Origin of the sequence: Ruminococcus gauvreauii (genome assembly GCF_025151995.1) — a bacterium.
GTDB classification, from domain to species: domain Bacteria; phylum Bacillota; class Clostridia; order Lachnospirales; family Lachnospiraceae; genus Ruminococcus_G; species Ruminococcus_G gauvreauii.
Genome location: NZ_CP102290.1, coordinates 161,067 through 184,258 on the forward strand (window position 1 = coordinate 161,067; position 23,192 = coordinate 184,258).

Consider the following 23,192-nt stretch of genomic DNA (forward strand, 5'->3'; position numbering starts at 1 on the left):
CAGCTTTATCTTAAATCATCCAAAGATTAAGCCGGGCTGCCGGGCAAGTATCATGAGTCTGGCTCCCGGAACGAATCTACTGATTTTTCACATAGATGATGCACGAACTCTCCTTCCGGCATGGGACGGCCGTACAGATATCCCTGTGCGTGACGACAGCCCATCTTCTTTAAAAAAGCCGCCTGCGCTTCGGTCTCCACGCCCTCCGCAATCACCTGCAGCCGCAGTGAATCGGCCAGATTGATGACAAACTCCATAACCTTCTGCTGACGCAGATCGTGCTCAGCCTGATTGAGAAATTTCAAGTCCAGCTTCATCACATCAATGGGCAGTTCTGACAGCGTGTTGAGGGAAGAATATCCACTTCCAAAATCATCCATCTCAATAATAAATCCTTTCTGTTTCAGGCATTTTATTACTCTGAGCAGCTGTTCGGAATCCCTGGCGCAGGCCGTCTCTGTAATCTCAAGATGGAGTTCTTCCGGGTCCAGGTCAAATTCACCGATTAGGCCGGATAAGATTTCCGGAAGATTCTCATGATAAAAATCTGTCCGAGACACATTTACGGACAGCGGAAACACCTGCAGCCCCATATCTTTCCAGTTGCGAAGCATCTCGCAGCATTTTCTCCAGACATACAGATCCAGGGAATAAATAAATCCGTTTTTCTCAAATACCGGAATGAAATCTGCCGGTGTAATGAAACCAAATTCCGGGTGCATCCAGCGTACCAGTGCCTCCGCACCCGTCAGTCTGCCTGTCCCGACTTCCACCTTGGGCTGCAGATAAACGTAGAAGTCTCCACTGTTCAGAGACTCAACCATCGTGTTGATTATTTTTTGCTCCAGCATCATCTTTTCATGCATCGTGTCGTTAAACATGGTACATTCGAGGTTATAGTTTCCCTTCACACTCTCAGCCGCCATCAATGCACGGTCGCACATTCTGGCAATGGAAAGCTCCTTATTGTCCACCTGGTATATTCCGATCTTCGCCTGCAGACGCATGGGCAGAGGATAACTCTCCATAAAATTTCCGATATTTTGGTCTAACAGCTGCAGAATGGAATCACTGCACGGCAGAAGTGCAAAATACGTGTCTGCCCTTGCCCTGGTGATAAGCGCCAGATCGTCAGTCTTAAACCCCAAAAGACATATGCCCAGGTCCATCAACAGCCGGTCTCCGGTCTTTGTTCCGAAAACGTCATTTACAATTTTAAACTGTTCGATATCCACTGCTATAATATAAAATTTGTCACCTGCATGTTGTTCTAACACAGCTTGTGCCCTGGAGTAGAAAGCCTTTTCCGTCAGCAGACCGGTGAGTGTGTCTTGTTCCAGCGCCTCAATGGTGTACTTTGCCTCTCTCACTTCATCCAGCAGATTCTGCAGACGCACATTTGATTTGGCAAGCGTCCGCTGATAATTGATGAGCTGGCTGTTGAGTTTTTGTATCTCATAATATCCCGCACCATATGGCTCCTGTCCAATCACTTCAGGAACATGCGCTGCGGAAAGGACAAGCTCCACCAGCTGTGGAAGCTGGGTAAACGACCGGATATCATATATAAGGACAAGCATGTTGTTATCCAATGATACGGCTGTCAGAAAAATATCTCTCTTTTCATCCCCGGATCCCCTCAGACGGACAGACGCTCCATGACTTAAATCCTTTGCAAACAGCTCATCCATCTTGGCTGTATCAGGAAAAAAATCTCTGATATTTTGACCCTCCATCGCCGGCCAAAGAGCTGTATTGCGAATGACTCGTTCGACCCGCCCGTGACAGTCGCATAAAGCTGCATAGCCAATCATCATTCTCTCTCCCATTCCTTCTCCGCCCATCTGATCAGTTCTCTTGCATCCCGGGTGTACACATCGATGTTCCAGTCTTTCCAAATGTCTGTGCCGGAAAAAGCATTTCCGCCGACAGCAATCCGGACTTTCGGGTACAGTTCACGCAGCCTGACAGTTTCCTCCCTGCACAGCGGGAGATGCTGGGGCATCGTAACCGAAAGCACAACCAGATCAGGCTGGTGCTCCGCGACGGCAGACTCCAGCGCTTCTACGGGTACGGCCGCTCCCAGATAGACGCTGTCCCATCCATTATATTCAAAGACGTCCGCCACAGTGCGTGCTCCCAGCTCATGCAGCTCACTGCCCACACAGGCGACAAGGACCAGATGTCCTTTGCGTTTCTGCCCGAACACGACCGGGTAGAGCTGAGCCAGTGCCATCTGGGTAATCGAGGTGCTGTAATGCTCCATATCTACAGAAATGATATGCCGGTGCCACATATCGCCGATTCTCGTCATGGTTTCGGCGACAATATCGACATAGATATCATTCAGTGGAATGCCGTCCTTCACATATTGTGTTATCAGGCTCATGGCTCCTTTGGTATCGGACTGCAGAAGGCAGTCCAGATACTGCGAGATTTCCTTTTCGTATTTCCCTCCGCCCACAGCGGCGGGAGTACTGCTCTCACATTCCTCTGCAGTGGCCTGAATGGCGCAGTCCAGGAGCCGGTGAAGCCTCGGACGCCGGTCATCAGAAACCGTCTTCACCATACAGGTTCTGATCAGTTCATAATGCTCCAGCATGATATCCCTGATCTGCTCCTTCGTGCAGTAGGTCATCAGCGGACAGAGCAGCTGGAAGAGCCACCGCGCATATTTCGCAAATATGCCATCGTCACCGAGCTTCAACGCCGTGCAGAGAAAATCGACATTGTACCGGACATCCTGATACATCTTTGTCCGGGCGCGTTCATCCAGATCATCCCGCAGGCGCTGATTGTTCTCTAATTGACGGGTATATATCTCAGCCGTCAATTCATTAAATTCCGGATTCTGTTCCATCATCAGTAAACTCATCTGTGATCATTCTCCTTAACATATCAGTATCGTTTTGCAGAAAGAAAAGTTGTTCTTCCCGCCTCGCTTGGCATCGTACATCGCCTTGTCAGATTTCCTGAGCAGTTCTTCATAATCGGTACCGTCATCGGGATAACGCGCAATTCCTATACTGGCAGATATAAGAATCCCCTCCCTCTCCGACAGGAAAGCTAATCCATCCAGTATATTTTTTGCCTTTTCAGCTGCAAGCCTCTTACTCCCCGTTCCAGGCATGTAAACCGTAAATTCGTCACCGCCGACCCTGCCGATCAGATCAGTCTCCCGGAACGTATCTCTCAGCACCTCAGAAAATCTGCAGATCATCTCATCGCCTGCGGCATGCCCGTACGTGTCATTCACCGCTTTAAAGTTGTCGATATCGATCATAAAAAAGAAACCTGCAGTTTTCCTGTCAAGCAGCATGGTTACATATTCTTTCAGCGCAGTCCTGTTCATCAGTCCGGTCATACTGTCTCTGATATTCTCCTCCATAAGCTTTAGTTCCCTCAGCTTTCGCTCGTGTATGTCAAAGATCTTTCCCGCATAAGAGACATCTTTTTTGTTCATGGAAACCGGCAGCATCTGGCAGTCAGACCAGATCCATCGGCCGTCCTTTCCCAGAAGGCGCAGCTCGAACGCTGCCGCCCGCGGGCTGCGGATAAACTCCACAAATGTTTCCAGGTCATCGGGATGAACATTGTTAAAATGATGGTCCCTGCATTTTGTGATAACCAGATTATCGAGTGCATAGACACAATTGTCCCCAGGCGTTAACACCATCTGATCCCTGCCGGGATCATATTCAAGCAGAAGCACATCAAAGACTGTCGCCAGGGAAGCAGTCTTTTTTTGCTGAAAAGCGATACTGCTGTTTTTCGTATAGATGTTTTTCAGCATAATACAAACCATGCCGATCAATACCATACTGATGATAAGACATAGGATGACCGTGTGCAAAAGCAATTTATCAGAGATCTGCTGCATACTGCCTTTCGATGCAAACTGAACCAGGTTCCAGTGGTGGACAAAAAGAGGGCTGCTTGTCACAAAATATCCGCCGGCAGACTCGGTGACTGTGTATTTCTCCTGCATGCCCTGCTTCAGTTTCGTGTTCTCCTGATGAGTTGGTGAAAACTCTGCCTCGAGAAAATCAAACAGGCTGCTTCCTGTCAGGTCCAGGCTGCCATAGCTGAAAAGAACTGTTCCGTCCGAGTCAACGATGAACTGATTATCCGGCAGCGGCAGCATCGACAGGCTTTCCGTCTGCACCAGTTCGGATGCGGGAATCGTGCAGCGGATAGTTCCGATCGCCTCGCCGTTTCTCAGTACGGGCTCTGCAATGCCAAAGTAGTAATCGGACAGGCGGTGCGAATATATAATTTCAGTATATACCCTCTGTCCATTCATCAGCGCTTTGTAGGTGTCTTCCGCCTCATCCGGAACCTCTGGCCGGCTGAGATTTTGACGCAGATCGTCCATAGAAACATATACAGCTTTATTGATAAGTGTCTCCTTTTCACTGATATGCACCAGATAATTGTCCAGCCATTCATCTTCCGGATCCAGATCAGATGCAATGACCATTTCAGATACGGCTGACAGACGTCCCTCCAGCTGCGCGATATCTGTCTGAATCTTCTGAGACTGCAGCATCGCACTCTTGGTCTGTGTCTCTTTCTCCATTAATTCAAACTGCCGGTTTTGGGAGCTGCCGTAGATATAAAACGTGACGGACACAACTATGAGCACTGCAGCTGCACACATAAATATCATGAAATATTCTCTGGAGGTATATTTACGTCTCATATTCATCCCCCCCTGGCAGCAGTCCAGCCAAAACCTCAAACAATCTGCCGACATCAACCGGCTTGCTGATATGACCATTCATCCCTGCCGCCCTGCTCTTTTTCCTGTCGCTGTCAAACGCATTCGCAGTCATTGCAATAATTGGGACTTTTGAGGCGTCCGAACGTCCGAGTCTGCGGATATGCCGGGCAGCAGTCAGACCATCCATCACCGGCATCATGATATCCATGAGTATCGCAGAATAATAGCCGTCCGGTGATCTGCCGAATGTCTCCAATGCACACAGGCCGTTCTCTGCGGTATCCACCGTAAATCCTCTGTTCTCCAGTATCGCCACGGCCACCTCGGTGTTGATGGCATTGTCTTCCGCCAGCAGGATCCTCAGGCCGGTAAAGTCGTCACATACGCTGTCATCCTGCGCCCTGATGCGTGGGACTGGTTCATCCGCTATATCCATCGGCACAGTCACAGTGAACTCACTGCCCCTCCCCTTTTCTGATCGCACGGAAATGTCACCGTCCATCATGTCTATGATACTTTTAGAAATCGCCAGTCCCAGTCCGGTCCCCCCGTACATGGCGGTAGTACCGGTAGATTCCTGGCTGAAGGGCTCGAAAATGCGGGGAATAAAAGATTCACTCATCCCCACCCCCGTATCGGCAACCACAAAGCACAATGTCACCCCGGTATCCGTTCTTTTATCTTCTTTCACACGCAGGAGTACCCTGCCGCCCCTGCCGGTAAACTTAATGGCATTGTTCACGATATTCAGAAGCACCTGCTTAAGCTTCATTGCATCTCCAATGTAATAATCGGAGAGGAAGCCATCCACAGTACATTCAAAATCAACTCCTGCAGCATCCGCCTGACTGCAGCAGAGGTCATTAAATTCCTGCAGGAACTCCGCAGCGGAAATGGTTTCTTTTTTCAGAATCAGTTTTCCGTTCTCAATGCGGCTCATATCCAGTATGTCGTTAATCAGTGCCAGCATAAACTGTGATGAAACCTTAATCCTGGAAATGCACTCTGCAACCTGCTCATCGTTGCCGATACACTGGGCTGCTATGCCACTCATGCCGATGATCGCATTCATCGGAGTACGTATCTCATGGCTCATGCGGGACAAAAATTCCGATTTGGCCGCATTGGCCTTTTTTGCCGCCGACAGCGCCGCCGACAATTCCATCTTCTGCTGCCGTTCTTTTTGCACCACCTCGGTCACATCGCTGCGTGCAATACATACCCGGCCAAGTTCTTTCTCTATGTAAAATATTTCATGGCGTCTTAACCGTGAGCGTTCCTGCCCCGTGCGCTCCTCCAGGATGAAGGTATAGGAAGGTGCGCGTTCCAGCTGCGCTGTCATATAATCATAATCCAGTTTACGGATATATTCCTGCCTGGTTACCTGATCCGCAAAGGATTCCGAAATCGCACGCACTTCTTTCTGAAACTCACCTCTGGGAGCAATTTTTGTAACCGCTTCTTCTTTAAACGAAAGTACGCGGTATGAATCCTCGTATATATTCACATCCGTAAGCAATTCGTAGTCTAATCGGGCTATTTTTTGCAGCAGAATCTCCTGCAGCTTTTGCTCGGTTACATCCGTCGTATATAAAAAAATGATGACATCCCCATTTTCCGGATTCAGGCAGGAGCGGAATTTCGTGCTGCTCCAAAAGAAGCTTTCCATCATGCTCTTTCGAAGAAAAACAAATTCGTAGTCAGTTTTTCCGGCCGCATAATCCGCCAGCACCTTCTCCCGCGCCATGGTCCGGAAAATCTCTTCGCCCGCCGCAGGATCCACAGCGGAATCTGCCAGGTTGAGAATGATCTGATCATATGTATCCCCCACATGGGCGAGCGCTGCCTTTGTGGTGGACAGATACTTTTCGACCCGGTTCTGTGTAACATTTATTGTCCCCTGGATACTGCCTTCTTTGGAGGAAAGCCGGGCAAAGTTAGTCAATTCCTGTTTATATAACTCCTGATTGCGAGCCTGCATCAGTTTCTCTTCCGTAATATCCACAAAAACACAAAAGAACTGCGCGTTTTCCGATTCCTGAAACAGCTGGGCTTTAATGGATATCCACTTGATTGTTCCGTCTTTACATACCAGCCTGTTCTCATTATGTATCGTGTTACCGTTTATGAGCTGTCTCTTGATTTTGTCTGACATTACAGCCAGATCATCGGGATAGATGACTGCTGACATCTTATTCCCCAGCGCCGCGAATTCTTCCCTGGTGTAACCCAGAAAGTCAAACAGTCCGTCGTTGGCATCGATCACTGAAAAATCCGGGTCGAACCGGCAGCGGAACACGGCTCCGGGAATATTATTGTAAAGATGAAGCAGCTCATTCCTCAGTTTTTTCTGCTCTGTTATGTCGATACAAACAGATAACACTGCCGGACGCCCGTCCTCTGCGATGACTTTTCGCCCTGCACCGTGAAACCATAAATAAGTGCCGTCCTTCTTTTTCAGCCGGTATTCCACTGCATAGGTTTCCAGCTTCTCCAGCAGTTCATTCGTATCACGTATCAGTTTGCGGTCCCCCGGGTGTATACAATTTGTCAGCATGCCTCCGACATCGGAGATAAATTCCTGTTCCGAGTCATAACCCAACGTGTTCAGCATCTGCCGGTTCACAAAATAGAGTGGCAAACCCTGCGCGATATAACAGCCCATCATGCCGCCCGGAACCGATTCATCTAAGAGTTCCTGCCTCCTTCTGGCAATGTTCTCTATCACCAGGGTCTGAGGATAGTGTTCGCTCCCCCGCTGATGGGCGCTGGGTTCTGCAAAGTGCAGTCCGCATATTTTCCATGTTCCGCTGCCGTCTTGCAGCAAAGAAAAAAACGCCCGCAGCCTCCAGAGATACTGCTCGTTTTTCAGAGTCATATTCATTGATAAATTACACACCTGCTCTGTGACTTTCTGCTCATTGAGGTCCTGCAGGCTGCAGATGAACGGCTGCGCGAGTTCTGAGATATCCTTACTGATATACTCGGTCATTTCTGCTTTGCCGCGGGCCGACTCCCCTTCGCCAGTGCCAACAAAATTGATATGATCATGGAGAAATACAACTGTCGCCTGTAAATCGCATTTTTCAAACCACGCCTGACAAAACGCCAGTGCAGTATCTTTCGGTGTTTTCATATGATTCATATTTATTTCCTCCTGGCAGCGTGATTTCATACGGAATGGCAATATGAATGACGCTTAATTGTCATTCATATTGCTGTTTTTTAAGTTGTATACTTTTCTTTATAGAATACATGATTCAGCAGGGAATTACAAGGCTTTGATACGATTCGTTCCTTCACAAATTGTCAATATCATTGACACTTCGTATCAAAATAAAACGCTTATGCCGGGCAGTGATCCTGCGTTATAGTGAATTATAAAAAGCCGGTCAGTAACCTGCCGGCTTTGCATTCATTCTTATTCGTCTTTTTCAAAAATGAAATGATACAGTGTCTGGTACAGCCTGTCCGGATCGATCGGTTTCGCCAGATGGGCGTTCATTCCGGCCGCTTTACTTTTTTCCATATCATCGTCGAAAGCGTTGGCGGTCATCGCTATGATCGGGATGTCCGATGCATCTTCATTGCTGAGATGACGGATATTTACCGAAGCAGCCAGTCCATCCATAAGCGGCATTCGGATATCCATGAGTATGGCGTCATAATAACCCGGACTGGACTTGCTGAACAGTTCCATGGCGCGCAGCCCATTCTCAGCCTTATCCACCTGAAAGCCTTTCGTCTCCAGTATCATCACGGCTACCTCTGTATTAAGTGCATTATCTTCCGCCAACAGTACCCGTTTTCCGGTAAAATCATAATCCGCCTTTTCTTCCTCTCTTTGCTCCTTCTCTTCTTTTTCCCCCAGCGCCCTGGTAAAAGCGGAGATCAGGGAAGATTTGAACATCGGTTTGCTCATCAGAAGATTGACACCGGCAAGCTTTGCCTCGTGTTCGATGCCGCTCCACTCATAAGCAGTCACGATGATGATCGTAACCTCCGGACCGACAATGGCCCGGATGCATCTGGCCGTTTCAATGCCGTCCATGTCCGGCATCTTCCAGTCGATCAGAATCATATCGTAATGCCTGCCCTTGCCCCAGAGTTCTTTCACACGGTTGACAGCCTTTCTTCCGCTGTCCACCCATTCCGCCGTCACTCCCATCTCCTTGAGCGTCACGACGGCGCTCTCACAGACCGCTACATCGTCATCCACTACTAATGTCTTCAGATATGAGAAATGGAATTCATGCTTCCTCTGGTGATGACGCAGTTTTTCTTCCTCCGAAATCCCCAGCTTTACATCCACCGTAAATTCCGTACCGATACCTTTGATAGACCGCACCGTGATCTTTCCATCCATCATATCTACAATGCTTTTTGATATGGAAAGTCCAAGTCCGGTTCCCCCGAACAAAGCCGTCGTCCCTGTAGACTCCTGTGAAAACGGCTCAAAAATATGCGGAAGATATTCTTCATCCATCCCGATTCCGGTATCATTGATGATAAAGCGCAGTATGGCACCATTTTTGCTCTTCCTGTGCAGATGTGTGGAGAAGGTAACCTTCCCCGACTCACTTGTAAATTTGATGGCATTGCTCAGAATGTTGATCAGAACCTGCTGAAGCTTCATGGCATCGCCCATGTAACAGTCGTCCAGCACCGGATCCACAATACACTCGTATTCGACGCCTTTGGCGGACGCCTGCGTATAACAAATGGAATTCAGCCCGTTTATAAATTCCTCCAGCGGGATCTTCTCATTTTTCAGCAGCATTTTCCCGCTCTCTATCCGGCTCATATCCAGGATATCGTTGATGAGAGAGAGGAGGAACCTGGAAGAAATACCGATCTTGGATATGCATTCCGCTACCCGCTCATCATCACCGATCGCCTGTGCTGCGATGGCGCTCATACCTATGATCGCGTTCATCGGGGTACGAATTTCGTGACTCATTCTTGACAGGAAATCTGTCTTGGCAACATTCGCCTGTTCAGCCGCTACCAAAGCGGAAGCCAGCTCCTCTTTTTGACGCTGTTCCTGATGAACCACATCCGTCACATCCGTACATACCACGCATACACGCCCGAGGTCCTTGCTGATATAAAACACCTGATACTTCTTAACCCGGACAGCCTCATGCTTCTCACACATTTCCACCATAAAGCTATAGGACTCCTGTCTCACCAGGTGTTCCCTCATATATCCAATATCAAGCTTTTCCAGATACTCCATTCTCGCGGCTTCATCCACACAGTAATCCGCCGCCTCCCGCATGAATACGGAGTACAACCCCTGCACGCGTGCCCTGTGATCCTCCCCCGCCTCGAACTTAATCGTACGGTAACTGCCGCGAAGCATATCAACTTCAATAATGCTGTCATAATCCAGTGCGGTGATCTTGTTCAGAAGCTGTTCCTGTATCTTGCTCTCCGTCACGTTTTTTGTATAAAAAAACACGATAATATCCCTGGTTTCGGGCTGCAGACAGGACCGGAAACCGGTGCTTCCCCAGAAGGTTCCTCCATTTTTATTCCTTCTTAGAAATTCAAAATGATAATCTGTCCTGCCCGCCGCATAGTCCGCCAGCACTTTCTTACGGCTGAGCGTAAGCCTGATGCTCTCTCCATACGCCGCATCGACGGCCGAAGCGGCCAGACTCTCCACGATCTCATCATACGAGTTGCCGGAATCAGCGATTTCCACCTCCGTGCTGGAGATAAAGCTCTCCACCTGGTTTCTGGTAACGTTCAGGCGCCCCTGAAGATATCCTTCTGTGGCAGACAGTTCTGCAAAATAGGACAGCTCCTTGTCATACAGCTCTTTGACACGCTCTCTCAGCTGCTTTTCTTCTGTAATGTCCACAAACACACAGTACAGAAACGGTTCATTTGCCTTTTCTGTGAGAAGCTGCCCTTTCAGGGAAATCCACTTCACGGTACCGCTCTTGCATATCAGCCGTCTCTCGAAATGAAACGTGTTTCCTATCTGCAGCTGGCTTGAGATTCTTTCTCTGATAAACGTCATATCTTCCGGATGCGTCACACATGCCATGGAATTTCCCAGCGCTGCAAACTCTCCTCTGGTATATCCCAGGAATTCAAACAGACCTTCGTTTGCATCGATCACCGAGAACTTTTCATCGTACCTGCAGCGGAAAACAGCACCTGGTATGCTATTGTACAGGTACAGGATCTCTTCCTGCGCCTCCTTCAGATGGGTAATGTCTATGCAGACAGACGTAATGGCAGGTCTGCCGTCCTCCGCCGTCATCTTCCTGCCCAGGTCGCGTACCCAGATATAGGAACCGTCTTTCTTTTTCATCCGGTATTCAACCACATACTCGCCTTTTTCTTCCAGCTGTTCCTTCACTTCACGGTCCACCATCTCACGGTCATCCAAATGCATGCAGTTCGTGATCAGTCCTTCGATATCGGTTACGAATTCCTCCTCGCTTTCGTAGCCCAGGTATTTCAGCATCTGCCAGTTGACGAAATAGAAGGGGTATCCCTCCTCCACGTAGCCTCCCATCATGCCTCCAGACACGGAATCGTTCAGCATTTCCTGACGCTGCATGGCGATATCCTCCACAACCAGCGTGTGAGGATAATGTTCTGAATCCCGCTGGCTGTTTGCCGGTTCCGCAAAATGAAAACTCTTGATCAGCCATCCGCTCTCCTCCTGACGTACCAGAGTAAAAAAGCCCCGCAAATACCAGGTGTATTTCGTGTTTTTTAATGTCATATTCATGGACAGGTTATGGAAATCCTCCGTGAGCGGCTGCTCATGAATGACGGACCAGTCGCAGGCAAAGGGCTCTGTCATCTCCTCGATATCCTGACATAGATATGCCTCCATTTCCCTCCTGCCCTGCGCAGCCTCATTTCCTCCGGTTCCCACGAAGTCAACGTCATCTGCTATGTAACGGGCCGCGCCCTTCGCATCGCGCTGTTCAAACCATTTATGACAGAATAACTGCAGCGTCTCCTTAGCTGAAATCTTATTATTCATTCTTAAACTTCTCCCTCTTTAGTTCGGCTCTGAAGCATCCGCATTCTCCTCCGTACTGTAAATAACAAAGCTGTTTCTCCCTGATAAAGAGCCATGTCTGCATTCCTGTACAGCATCTCAAAATCACTTCCGGCATCAGGTGTCACGACCACTCCGATACTCGCCGTAATTCTGCAGATGCCTGTATCCGTGTCCACGTTGAGGGTTATGCTGCATTCAGAACTAACAATCCAGTCGCACATAACAGTTATTCGCTCCATGCCCAGCAATAACGGCCCTTACCCCTTTCCTTGGCAATGTACATCGCCTTATCGGTTCTCAGATAAAGATCGGTAAAGTCTTCTCCATTCCCACCGCTGAAAGCAATACCTGCCGAACAGCTGACTGGAATGTCCAGCCTTCCTGACAATACACGGCATCCCTCCGTGAGCGCTAAAAACCGCATGCCTGCCATACTCTTTTCTCTCAGTGTACTGTCCCACACAGCAAACTCGTCGCCGCCCATTCTCCCGATAATCGCTGAGGTACCGAATATTTTTTTAAGAAGCTGTGAAAATTCCCGGATCACCTTATCTCCTGCCAGATGTCCCATTGAATCGTTGACACTTTTAAAATCATCCAGATCTACGGAAAAGAAATACCCGGCCTCTTTTATAAGCTTCTGTCTTACATGGTGTTCCAGATAAACCCTGCTGTAAAGCCCGGTCATATGATCGAGTTCCACTCTCTGTTCCAGAGCTTTACTTCTCTGGATCGCCTCATTTGCCAGAGATACCAGTGTCTGAGGATAATATTCATCCTCTCCCTGTTCCAGATAGGGCATGGAATGATGGAGGCTGCAAATCTGTACGCCGTCTGCGGTATCCCGGCATACCACAGTAAACCGGCTGCCTTCCATATCCACAAGAACCGCTTTACCCGGAGCGGATTTTTCCCGTACCCAAATGCTTCCGTACACGACACAGACATCCCCGGTAATCTCCTGCGCTTCATACCATTCATCCTGCAGCTCGAACTGAATATTTCGTGCCTCCAGCTGATCCGCCGTTATCCCCCTCAGAAACTCTTCTCTGTTTTTATAAAACTCATGGCGTCCGGTACCGATCATCAGCAGATTACCGGGAAGTCCGTATAATCCTCTCTCCATCTGGTCCGGCTCATGATTGATAATATACAGGTGCCACAGATCCCTGACCTTTTCGACAGCCTTTTTGCAAAATTCCGATTGAATCTCAGACATGCTGATTTTCCTTTTCATGTTTATTTTTCTATTACATTTCTTTAAATCATAGCACATGAGCTGATAAAACTCAACGAACTTGTGCTATACCAGCCCATCGGAGAAATTCCTCAAATATTACTGTTGACTTTTCAAACTGTAACTGCTATTATAACAGTATGGAACTGTAATAAATTTTATTACATATGTTATCTAACGGTTACTGAGTGAAAGGAGATTATCTATGAGGAAGTTTGATGCAATCATAATCGGTTTCGGAAAAGGGGGAAAGACACTGGCAGGCGCATTGGCCGCAGCCGGAAGATCTGTCGCAGTGATTGAACAGTCAGCGCAAATGTACGGAGGAACCTGCATCAATGCAGCCTGCATTCCCACCAAATCGCTGGTGCACAGCGCCGCACGGTCCGCAGTACAGGGCGGTTCGTTTGATGAGAAATCAGACCGCTACACACAGGCAGTCGAGACAAAAGACCGGCTGACCTCCATGCTGAGGGACAAAAATTATCACAAACTGGCCGACAATCCTGATATTACCGTAATCGATGGACACGGTTCGTTCACTGGTCCGCACTCCATCGCTGTATCGAAGGAAAATCAGACTGAGGAGCTGGAGGCGGAACAGATTTTCATCAACACCGGTGCCCGTCCTTTCGTTCCTACAATCCCCGGTCTTTCGGACAGTGACTATGTATATCTGAGCGAAGACCTTCTGGACTTAAAGACACTCCCCCGCCGGCTGGCCATCATCGGCGGCGGCTACATCGGCATGGAATTCGCGTCCATGTTTGCCAACTTTGGCTCACAGGTCACAGTCATTCAGGACGGTGACGTCTTTCTCCCCCGGGAGGATGCAGAAATTGCACAGGCAGTTATGGAGAGTCTGGAAAACAGAGGTGTTATGATCATGCGTTCTGCCAAAACAGAGCTGGTCCAGGACACAGACTGCGGTGCCATGATAACGATTTCCACTGGTTCCCAGAGACAGTCGCTGCATGCCGACGCGATTCTGGTGGCAACAGGCCGGCGCCCCAACGTGGAAGGCCTGAATCTGAAAGCCGCCGGTATTGAACTGACTGCTCGCGGCGCTGTCAAAACAGACGATCATCTGCACACCACGGCGCCAAACATCTGGGCAATGGGTGATGTGGCGGGCGGACTCCAGTTCACTTATATCTCCCTGGATGATTACCGTATCGTAAAGTCCCAGATTCTCGGCGATGGTTCACGCACGGTTTCGAACCGCGGCGCGGTCCCCTACAGCGTGTTTCTGGACCCGCCGTTCTCCCGCGTGGGCATGACAGAGACCGAGGCAAGGGAAAAAGGGTATGACATACAGATAGCAAAATTGCCGGCCTCTGCAATCCCGAAAGCCCAGGTTCTAGAGAAAGCGGACGGACTGCTGAAAGCTGTGATCGACAGAACGACCGGGCGGATTCTCGGCGCCCACCTTTTCTGCGAGGAGAGCTATGAGATGATCAACATCATCAAACTGGCAATCGATTCAGACATCCCGTATACAGTTCTGCGCGACAACATTTATACGCATCCCACGATGAGTGAGGCGCTGAATGATCTGTTCGATATCTGACAGAATGTAAAAATCCCGATTTCCTTCTATATGGGCTTCCCCACCCGGGAAATCGGGAATTTTACGCTTATATTTTATTTGCTGCAGCAGAGGTTCACAAAATCATATCCCGTATAGAGCACGTAACCTGGCGGCAGATATTCTTACACTTGCACCTCAGCCCCTGCTTCAGCACTCTGAAGATTCCCCACATACCGGACTCCACATCCCACTTAAGGCTTCCGGAACGATACAGATAGTCTCCGGGACAGGAAGCGCCTTCTTCCAGCTCTATATCAAATTTATTTCCAATACTGACTGCTCCCTGTATCGGGATCACCCGTGAAAATGGATCCCGGGGCTGCTCCTTCCATTGATGTCCATGAACCGCGAACCCGGTATTTCTCGGCTTATCAGCCGGCATCATGGCGCGGAAGATCACACGGTCTCCCTCATATGCCTGATACAAAGGAGTAGCCGGATCCCCATGCACCTTACTGCTGAAGACTCTCGAGATATCAGGGTCCTCGTGCAAACGGTTTGCAAAGCGCTCGGATCGGTAGTTGTATCCCTTCTCACCCGTATCCTCCGCATCCACTGTCTCCTGATCCTCCCTTGCTGTCCTGATCAGATTTCCCTCCCTGTCAAGCAGGCGGATTCCATTCTGTATAAATACAACACATTCCCGAAAGGTTTCTTCTCCCGGAGGAATGATAACCGCCTGTTCCTCATAAGTTCCGTCCCTCATTGAAAAACCGCGGTACCATTTTGATCCAGGCGGCTCTATGATCACTGAACCGAACAGGCCGTGATACCTGTGATTCCGCATATCCCCGAAGGACTGCAGGATACAGGCGCCGTATTCACCGTCTGCATGCCACAGATATTTTCTGCTCTCACCCGGTCCCACTGTCTGTTCTCTGTTATTGTATCCGACATTAATTCCTGAATCACAGACTGCATCATACCGCAGAAACTGAGGATTCAGTGAGACTCTCATGGACGGCTGATGCTTCCTGTCCAGCGGTACACGGGGATAATCAAAATACGGAATCTCAGGGCCCAGCATGTTATGGAGTGTGACCTCAAGCCAGTCACCTGCGTTTGCTCTCAGGATCAAAGGCTTCGGCCGGCACTTTCCGCACAGGACTGCTTCGGCCTGGTCCGCAGGTACAAAGATCATCCCATCAGGATCATGATCCCCATACCGGTTGTATACCAGGTTTGTCGTTATTGCGGCTATTTCATATCTGCGGATCACCGCATGTTTCCCGGGGCACGGAGGCAGCGGAAGAATCTGTGCCTTGCCCTTACACAGCGGTTTCAGGCAACTTTGTTCCCGGTCGTAGGCCCTGATGATTCCCCATAAGCCCAGCCATGCATCGTCAATTCCCCCAAAATAATACAGGTAATCTCCGCATCCGTACTCTTTTTGGATTCTTAGATTAAAGGCTTCCGATATCCCGATAGAACAGGAGGCTGCCAGCGGCGAATGCTCATCCCGGATCTCCCTGTGCCAGGACATCCCGGTGATATTCAGAGAATGCTGTTCCTCATGTGCGCCGTCCAAAAGCCGGATGATGATCTCGTCACCGGGATACGTCTCCAGCAGAGGCGTTGCCGGGTCTCCATAGACATGGGAACTGAAAATATATGCAGGATCATCCCCCGGCCGCAGTCTCTCACGCATAGGCTCAGACCGGTAATTTACCCCCATGACACCGGGATCATCGTGAGAACCCGGTACTTCCGGTGGATTTAACGGATCTCCATTCTTGTCAAAAAGCAACGCAAAGTCATGGACAAACAGTGCAAATTCCCGGAATGAGGTCCCATCCCTTCTTTTAATCACGGCCTTCGTTCCTGACCTCAATGGTTCTCCCGTTCGTATGTCATGAAATGTTGCGCCGGCCTCCTCGATAATAAGCGAACCAAACATCCCGTGCTGCTGATGTGTATTGGCAAACAGGTGGTCATGAAAAAACACTGCGTTCAGCTCAGCATTGGCAAAAAAACGCTCGATCAATGTCTCATACTGCCTCGCACCCGCAATATTGTTCCATCCATTTGCTGCACCGTCTGAAACGATCGTATCAAATTTCACAAGATGGATATGATAGCCGACTATGTCTGTCAGCGTCATTCTCTGGAAGGCACTGGACTCTATATATTCCGGCAGCAGATTAGTAAACCGTACTTCAATGCAGTCACCGTGATTTGCACGGATAACAAGAGGTTCCGGCTGAATCTTTCGGCATTCTACTTTTTTAATATAAGCATCCAGACCCCCGTGCTTTTCCAGTTCCTCTTTCAGCACAAAGAACCTCCCCTGCGGATCATGCCATCCATATTCATTGTATGTGATCTTCGCCTGGATTGCAGCAATCTCAAATACTTTCACGTTTTTAGTTTCTTCATACGGACATCCGCCGGCATGGCAGAGGCATGTTTCCGTGTAAAGAGCTCCCTCCGCAAACTTATCAACAAAATTATCCATCTCCAGGGGAGTGGGAACGATCTTATTTTCTCCTTCGCTTGTCAGAATTCCAAGCGGCGGCTGCAGCGGACGCTCTCCAAATTCTCCGTTAATAAACCGCGGATATCCCGGATGCTGTGCATCCTTTACCTGCGGAGAAACCCGGTCTCTCAGCGGAAGCAAAGCGGGGACGGCCGTTCCGTCCGGCAGCCTGCCGTTTCCGTCTTCCAGCCGGTCATAAATTCTCCATAAGGTCCACATTCCCTCATGAAAATGGGGATAGAGGTGGCAGTGAAAAATAGCATCTCCAATCATTCCGTTAAGGCTGCCGGCACCGTGCAGAATATCCAGCGTATAGCACTCCTGCGGACTGATCGAGACTGAATCAATGATCGTCGAGCTGGGATTTTCACTTTCCAGTCTCCACTGATGATTATGAAGATGAAAAACATGTGTCTCTTTCACACCGCCATGGATCAGTCGGATTTTAGATGGATCCCCCACATATGCTCTCAGAATCGGGGGCGCCGGATCTCCATATGACCAGGAACTCATGGAAATATCTTCTCCCGAATCAGCATGTTCTTCGGTCAGCGGGAGCCGGTTTCTCATAGGCTCTGAACGGTAGCTGATACCGGTCGTTGCAGACGGCAGACCCGTATGGGGATCAACCGGCTGCTGTCCGTTTTTATCCTTTATTTCCAGCTCATCGTGAAAAAAAACTGCATATTCCCGAAAAGCAGCGTTTACCGGATGATAGATATCGGCAAACAGACCACTTTCCAGCTCCTCACCTGTCTCGGGGTCATACCACACAGATTCCGGGGCTTCTATAATAATCGCCCCAAACAAGCCGTGTATATTAGTGCCTTCCTCACCGCTTCTGGTATCCCCCATGTCGGAAAACAGATAAACACCTTCGCGCTGTGCATACCATCTGTACGTGATCCGGTTTCCGGTGGTACTGTCAGGATTTCTCCCAACCTCAGCTCCATCTGAAGTTTTCACATCATATATGAGTCCCTGAACATGCATAGACAGCCTGCGCTTCAGGGAGTGCTGAAAATGAATCATGATCTCATCTCCAACATTGGCACGTATAACCAGCGGCTGCACCAGCTCACAGGGCTGAGGCGGATCCTGGCTGTACTTCTCAAGAGCCTGTTTCCTGATCTCTTGGGCGTCCTTTTTGAGGACATACAGGAGTCCGGCAGGGTCGTGATCTCCGTACTTATTATAGACAATCGGAATTTCAATCGCCTCCACACAGAATGTACGGGTGCATGCCTTTTTGGGATAGTTTCGCAATTCCATGGTATCCCCCTCCTATTCCTGCAAAATTCTCAGATAGTGGTTCGCCTCCCGCAGAACATGGTCGGCAAGCAGCGGCAGTATAATGGATGAAATCTCACATCTGATAATGCCATTCGTTCCGGCTTCTTTAAATTCACGGTACCGTATCGTCTCTTCCACTGTTTTTTCGGTAAGTCCTTTCAGCGTACTGCAATTTTTTCTGCCGGCCTCTTCCAGCAACGCGGCGTATTCTTGTGCAAATTCATCCGCTGTTTCGATAAGTCCGGCTTCTGAAGGATCGAGCAGCCCCCTGATGAAGAGTGCATGCTCCATCATAATCTGATTCCAGAACATTTCAACTTCCCGCATACTTTGCTGACAGATGGTTCCTGTTCTTTCCAGTTCACATAGAAATCTGCGGTATAATTTTGCCTCTCTGATAATATGCTGTATCAGCAGCGGATAGTTGGCGGTATACAGACTGCATTGATCTGCCTGTTTTAATATTGACTCTTTGAATGCAATCAAACCGTCCAGCAGATGCAGCCCTTTTTGATTGATCACCCTGATCCTGTGTTCTGATCCGCACGAACATTGAAAACCTGTATATGCATGCAGCTGCCGTTCAAGAGCAGTGATACGGCTGTCAATAGCAACACCGGTCAGCTGGCTGGTCTTCTGTTCGGCAGAAGATGTGAAGCCGGTAACCAGTTCCTCTGAACACAATACTTCTTTTCGAATAAAGCCATCACTGATTTTGACTGCCTCACGCAGTAATTTTTCAAACTGCAGGCGGAACCACTGTGCCTTATTCCGCATTGCCCTGTCTTTTATTTGAAACCCTGTCTCTAAAAACAGGGCGTGCTCTTTCATGATTCTCGAGAAAAACAAATGCAGTTCTAGCGATGATGTGATATAATCTGTCATAATTATTCCTTTACTGTCACAGATATTCTTTTTATTATATGACAGTAAAATTCCGCCCGTTCATCTGAACAGGCGGAATTTTTGTACGTTATATCAGGACCGGTGTGCCAGCTCTGCGGTTATGTCTTCCCATGCAACACCTTTCTCAGCCATCAGCACCATCACGTGGTACAGGAAATCTGAGATTTCGTATTTGATCTCCTCTTTGTCCGGGTTTTTGGCGGCGATGACGATCTCCGTACACTCCTCGCCGACTTTTTTCAGTATCTTATCGATGCCCTTGTCAAAGAGGTAATTCGTATAGGATCCTTCTTTCGGATGAATCTTCCGATCCATAATCACATCATAGACGTTCTGGAACACACGAAGCGGATTCGTATCGTCGTATTCCTTCTTCACGAGTTCCCGGAAGAAACAGGTGCGGTTCCCGGTATGGCATGCGGCACCCACCTGTGAAACCCTGGCCAGGATCGTATCACTGTCACAGTCGATTGTCAGCGACTTGACATACTGTACGTGTCCGCTGGTCAGCCCTTTTGTCCAGAGCTCGTCTCTGCTGCGGCTCCAGTATGTCATTTTCCCTGTTGCCAGTGTGGTATCAAACGCCTCTTCGTTCATATAGGCGAGCATCAGTACCTCTTCTGTTTTGTAGTCCTGTACAATGACCGGCACCATTCCGTCACTGTTGGTCTTAAACTGTGACCACGGAATTTTGCTCTCAAATGTATTGACTGAAATCCCATTCTCTTTACAGGTGCGTTTCAGCTGCATCAGCTGTGCATCCAGGGCGCTCACCCATGCCCCCGTCACTCCGTCCACCGCTTCACTTTGAAGTGCGGAAATGACCTGCTCCTCTTCCATGCGGTCGCAGAGCAGAAGAATAGAAATGCCGGATACGCTTCGCACTTCTTCCTGCAGAATTTCTTTCAGACAGATCACCTGACTTGCATACTCTTCGATCATGGTCTGATGGTCCGTAAACTCTTCCTTTTTTGCAATGCAGACAGCAATCTTCTCTTTTCCGAATTTTTTAGATACCTCTTCCAAAAGCTCCACATTGGATGATTTGCTGAAATTCAGTACCGCTTTGGCACATCCCGCATAGATCAGTTTTTTCACATCTTCCATGCGTTTAATATTTCCGGCCGCCATCACCGGGACTTCCGCCGTCGCACAGATATTCTTGATATTGCCGATGGCCTCTTCATGTGATGCGTCATCAGAGGACAGGTCAAACACCAGAATTTCATCTGCGCCATTGTCACTGTAGAACCCCGCCAGTTCTTTTACATCTTTACATTCAAATACATTTCTTTCCTTAAAGCCGGCAACTGCCTGTCCCGAAAACAGATAGATACACGGCACGATCGTCTTCATTCCCATCGCATTCTTCTCCCGTCTCTATAAAGTACCTTTTGTTGACATCACGTCCGTGATCCGCCCGTCAAACATCGCAGCCTCGTCAAGAGCCTTTGCAAATGCCTTGAAGAGCGCTTCGATGATGTGATGCGTGTTCTGTCCGTCCAGCACCTTCAGATGCAGATTCATCTCTCCCGCATAGGACACGGCATAGAAAAATTCCCGTACCATCTCCGTATCCATATCTCCGACACTGTCACATTTAAAATCATAATCAAAAGAAAAATACGGACGGCCGCACAGATCAACCGCACAGAGGACAAGTGCTTCGTCCATCGGCAGGATCATGCTTCCATAGCGCCGGATCCCCTTTTTATCCCCGACAGCCTCCCGGATAGCATTTCCCAGTACAATACCTGTATCCTCAACCGTGTGATGGCAGTCCACCTCAAGATCACCCGCCGTCTCAAGTTTCAAATCAAAAAGTCCATGCCGCGCAAATCCGTCCAGCATATGGTCAAAAAAACCAATGCCGGTCTCTATCCTCGCCTTACCGCTCCCGTCAATCGACAGATCCATGGAAATCTGAGTTTCTTTCGTGTTTCTCTTCACAACGGCTTTTCTTGTCATACGCGTTCCTCCTTAAGATTCTTCTTCAAAACGTACACGGATAGAATTTGCGTGTGCGGTCAGCTGCTCTGACTCGGCAAACGTGATAATATCCCGGTGAACCGGTTCCAATGCTTCCTTTCCATAGTAGATGATGCTGGACTTCTTGACAAAATCGTCGACAGACAAAGGCGAAAAGAATTTTGCCGTCCCGTTCGTCGGCAGGATATGGTTCGGTCCTGCAAAATAATCTCCAAGCGGCTCACTGCTGTAATCTCCGATAAAAATGGCACCCGCATTCTGAATCTTCGTCATCACTTCAAACGGATGTTCCATCATAATCTCCAGGTGCTCCGATGCGATCTGATTCGCCGCATCGATCGCCTGCTGTGTATTCTCAGCGACCAGCAGGTAGCCGAAATTGTCCAGAGATTTTCGTATGATTTCCTTTCTGGATAGTCCGTCTGCAAATGTTTCCACCTCTTCATTCACCTTCTGAGCCAGTTCTTCACTGGTTGTGATCAGGATCGCCGACGCCAGCTCGTCATGTTCCGCCTGGGACAGCAGATCCGCCGCTACGTATCTGGGATTTGCCTTCTGATCTGCAAGCACAAGGATCTCGCTCGGTCCTGCGATGGAGTCAATGCTGACATGTCCATAGACAGCTTTTTTTGCCAGCGCGACATAGATGTTGCCGGGTCCTACGATCTTATCGACTTTCGGAATGCTCTGCGTCCCATACGCCATAGCGGCGATCGCCTGAGCGCCTCCTATCTTATAGATCTCATCGACTCCCGCTTCTCTTGCTGCCGCCAGAACGACCGGATTGACCCTGCCGTCTGCCCCGCACGGTGTCGTCATAATAATCTTCCTGACACCTGCTACTTTCGCCGGAACGATATTCATCAGCACCGAGGACGGATATGCCGCTTTTCCGCCCGGCACATAGACACCCGCCACAGCCAGAGGCGTGACTTTCTGTCCCAGCAGTGTACCGTTCTCCTGCGTGTCAAACCAGCTGGTACGTTTCTGCTTTTCATGATACGCTCTGATATTAAGCAGTGCTTTCCTGATCACGGTGATCAGGTCCGCATCCACTTCATGATAAGCATCCTCGATCTCTGCCTCCGAGACGCGTACATTGTCCGGTGTCAGTTTTGCATGGTCAAATTTCTCCGTATATGCAAATACTGCTTCGTCCCCTCTGGTTTTCACATCCTCCAGGATATCCTTAACCGTATCCTCATATGCGCCGTACTGCGACGGAGAACGTTTCAGCATATTGACCAGGATATCCTGCGTCGTTTCTTCTGTTAGTTTTACAATCCTCATATCTATTCTCCTTAATCAAAGAACCTCTCTCAGATCCCGGATAATCTTTGTGATCCGTTCATTTTCCATTTTCATGCTGACCTGATTGACCACCATCCGGGCGGACAGGGGACATACCTCCTCCAGAACATTCAGACCGTTTTCCCGAAGCGTAGATCCCGTCTCGACGATATCGACGATGACCTCAGACAGTCCGACGATCGGCGCCAGCTCGATGGAGCCGTTCAGCTTGATGATCTCAACTGTCTGGTGCTTTTTATTATAAAAGTAATCCTTTGCGATATTCGGATACTTTGTCGCAACCCTGATCAGCTGATTGTGCTGCAGCAGTTCCAGTGCAGATTCCGGGCCGCAGACACACATTCTGCATTTCCCAAAGCCCAGATCCATTACCTCATACAGCTTTCGGCCCTCTTCCAAAATCGTATCTCTTCCGACAATTCCGATATCCGCCGCGCCATATTCCACGTACGTCGGGACATCTGGTCCTTTGGAGAGAAAAAACTTCAGTTTCAGTTCTTCATTTACAAAAATCAGTTTCCTGGAATCTTTATCTTTCATTTCCTCACACGTAATCCCGATTTTTTCAAACAGCTCCAGTGTCGTCCTGGCAAGTCTTCCTTTGCCGAGCGCAAACGTCAAATATCTCAT

Annotated in this window: 14 protein-coding genes and 1 pseudogene; 1 reads left to right on the forward strand and 14 read right to left on the reverse strand. The window is 48.9% G+C overall.

The window, feature by feature from the left end; genetic code table 11:
- Positions 1-50: 50 nt before the first annotated feature.
- The 7 genes from NQ502_RS00780 to NQ502_RS00810 form a co-directional block, all read right to left on the reverse strand.
- Complete coding sequence (locus NQ502_RS00780; RefSeq protein ID WP_049898103.1) at positions 51-1,844, reverse strand: putative bifunctional diguanylate cyclase/phosphodiesterase; 1,794 nt, start codon at positions 1,842-1,844, stop codon at positions 51-53.
- Complete coding sequence (locus NQ502_RS00785) at positions 1,814-2,875, reverse strand: cobalamin B12-binding domain-containing protein (protein WP_028528325.1); 1,062 nt, start codon at positions 2,873-2,875, stop codon at positions 1,814-1,816. Before NQ502_RS00785 ends, NQ502_RS00780 begins: the two co-directional genes overlap by 31 nt.
- A 15-nt stretch (positions 2,876-2,890) precedes the next feature.
- Positions 2,891-4,702: a sensor domain-containing diguanylate cyclase gene (locus tag NQ502_RS00790; RefSeq protein WP_028528326.1), complete on the reverse strand. Its 1,812-nt coding sequence runs from the start codon at positions 4,700-4,702 to the stop codon at positions 2,891-2,893.
- Positions 4,692-7,868, reverse strand: coding sequence for an ATP-binding protein (locus NQ502_RS00795; protein ID WP_028528327.1), 3,177 nt, complete (start codon positions 7,866-7,868; stop codon positions 4,692-4,694). Before NQ502_RS00795 ends, NQ502_RS00790 begins: the two co-directional genes overlap by 11 nt.
- Before the next feature lie 276 nt (positions 7,869-8,144).
- Positions 8,145-11,738: a response regulator gene (locus NQ502_RS00800; RefSeq protein ID WP_028528328.1), complete on the reverse strand. Its 3,594-nt coding sequence runs from the start codon at positions 11,736-11,738 to the stop codon at positions 8,145-8,147.
- A gap of 2 nt (positions 11,739-11,740) precedes the next feature.
- Positions 11,741-11,980, reverse strand: coding sequence for a diguanylate cyclase (locus NQ502_RS00805; RefSeq protein WP_028528329.1), 240 nt, complete (start codon positions 11,978-11,980; stop codon positions 11,741-11,743).
- A gap of 5 nt (positions 11,981-11,985) precedes the next feature.
- Positions 11,986-12,978, reverse strand: coding sequence for a diguanylate cyclase domain-containing protein (locus NQ502_RS00810; protein WP_028528330.1), 993 nt, complete (start codon positions 12,976-12,978; stop codon positions 11,986-11,988).
- A gap of 223 nt (positions 12,979-13,201) precedes the next feature.
- Here NQ502_RS00810 and NQ502_RS00815 point away from each other — a divergent pair, with 223 nt between their 5' ends.
- Positions 13,202-14,566 (forward strand): FAD-dependent oxidoreductase, encoded by a 1,365-nt coding sequence (locus NQ502_RS00815; RefSeq protein WP_083963249.1) that lies wholly within the window; start codon positions 13,202-13,204, stop codon positions 14,564-14,566.
- 94 nt (positions 14,567-14,660) lie between these two features.
- On the opposite strand, the gene NQ502_RS00820 is transcribed toward NQ502_RS00815, so the two are convergent.
- From NQ502_RS00820 to hisG, 7 genes and pseudogenes are all read right to left on the reverse strand, one after another.
- Positions 14,661-18,335 (reverse strand): multicopper oxidase domain-containing protein, encoded by a 3,675-nt coding sequence (locus NQ502_RS00820; protein ID WP_028528332.1) that lies wholly within the window; start codon positions 18,333-18,335, stop codon positions 14,661-14,663.
- Positions 18,336-18,347: 12 nt separating this feature from the next.
- A complete protein-coding gene (locus NQ502_RS00825) occupies positions 18,348-19,241 on the reverse strand; it encodes a DUF2935 domain-containing protein (RefSeq protein WP_028528333.1) in 894 nt (297 codons plus the stop codon).
- Between the two features lie 93 nt (positions 19,242-19,334).
- Positions 19,335-19,916, reverse strand: a complete 582-nt coding sequence (gene hisIE / locus NQ502_RS19445; RefSeq protein ID WP_049898107.1) for a bifunctional phosphoribosyl-AMP cyclohydrolase/phosphoribosyl-ATP diphosphatase HisIE — start codon at positions 19,914-19,916, stop codon at positions 19,335-19,337.
- Positions 19,917-20,099: 183 nt separating this feature from the next.
- Positions 20,100-20,624 (reverse strand): annotated as a pseudogene (locus tag NQ502_RS19450) (HisA/HisF-related TIM barrel protein); the annotation flags it as partial.
- 18 nt (positions 20,625-20,642) lie between these two features.
- Positions 20,643-21,230: an imidazoleglycerol-phosphate dehydratase HisB gene (gene hisB / locus NQ502_RS00835; protein WP_028528335.1), complete on the reverse strand. Its 588-nt coding sequence runs from the start codon at positions 21,228-21,230 to the stop codon at positions 20,643-20,645.
- A gap of 12 nt (positions 21,231-21,242) precedes the next feature.
- Positions 21,243-22,541: a histidinol dehydrogenase gene (gene hisD, locus NQ502_RS00840; protein ID WP_028528336.1), complete on the reverse strand. Its 1,299-nt coding sequence runs from the start codon at positions 22,539-22,541 to the stop codon at positions 21,243-21,245.
- A gap of 15 nt (positions 22,542-22,556) precedes the next feature.
- Complete coding sequence (hisG, locus tag NQ502_RS00845) at positions 22,557-23,192, reverse strand: ATP phosphoribosyltransferase (RefSeq protein WP_028528337.1); 636 nt, start codon at positions 23,190-23,192, stop codon at positions 22,557-22,559.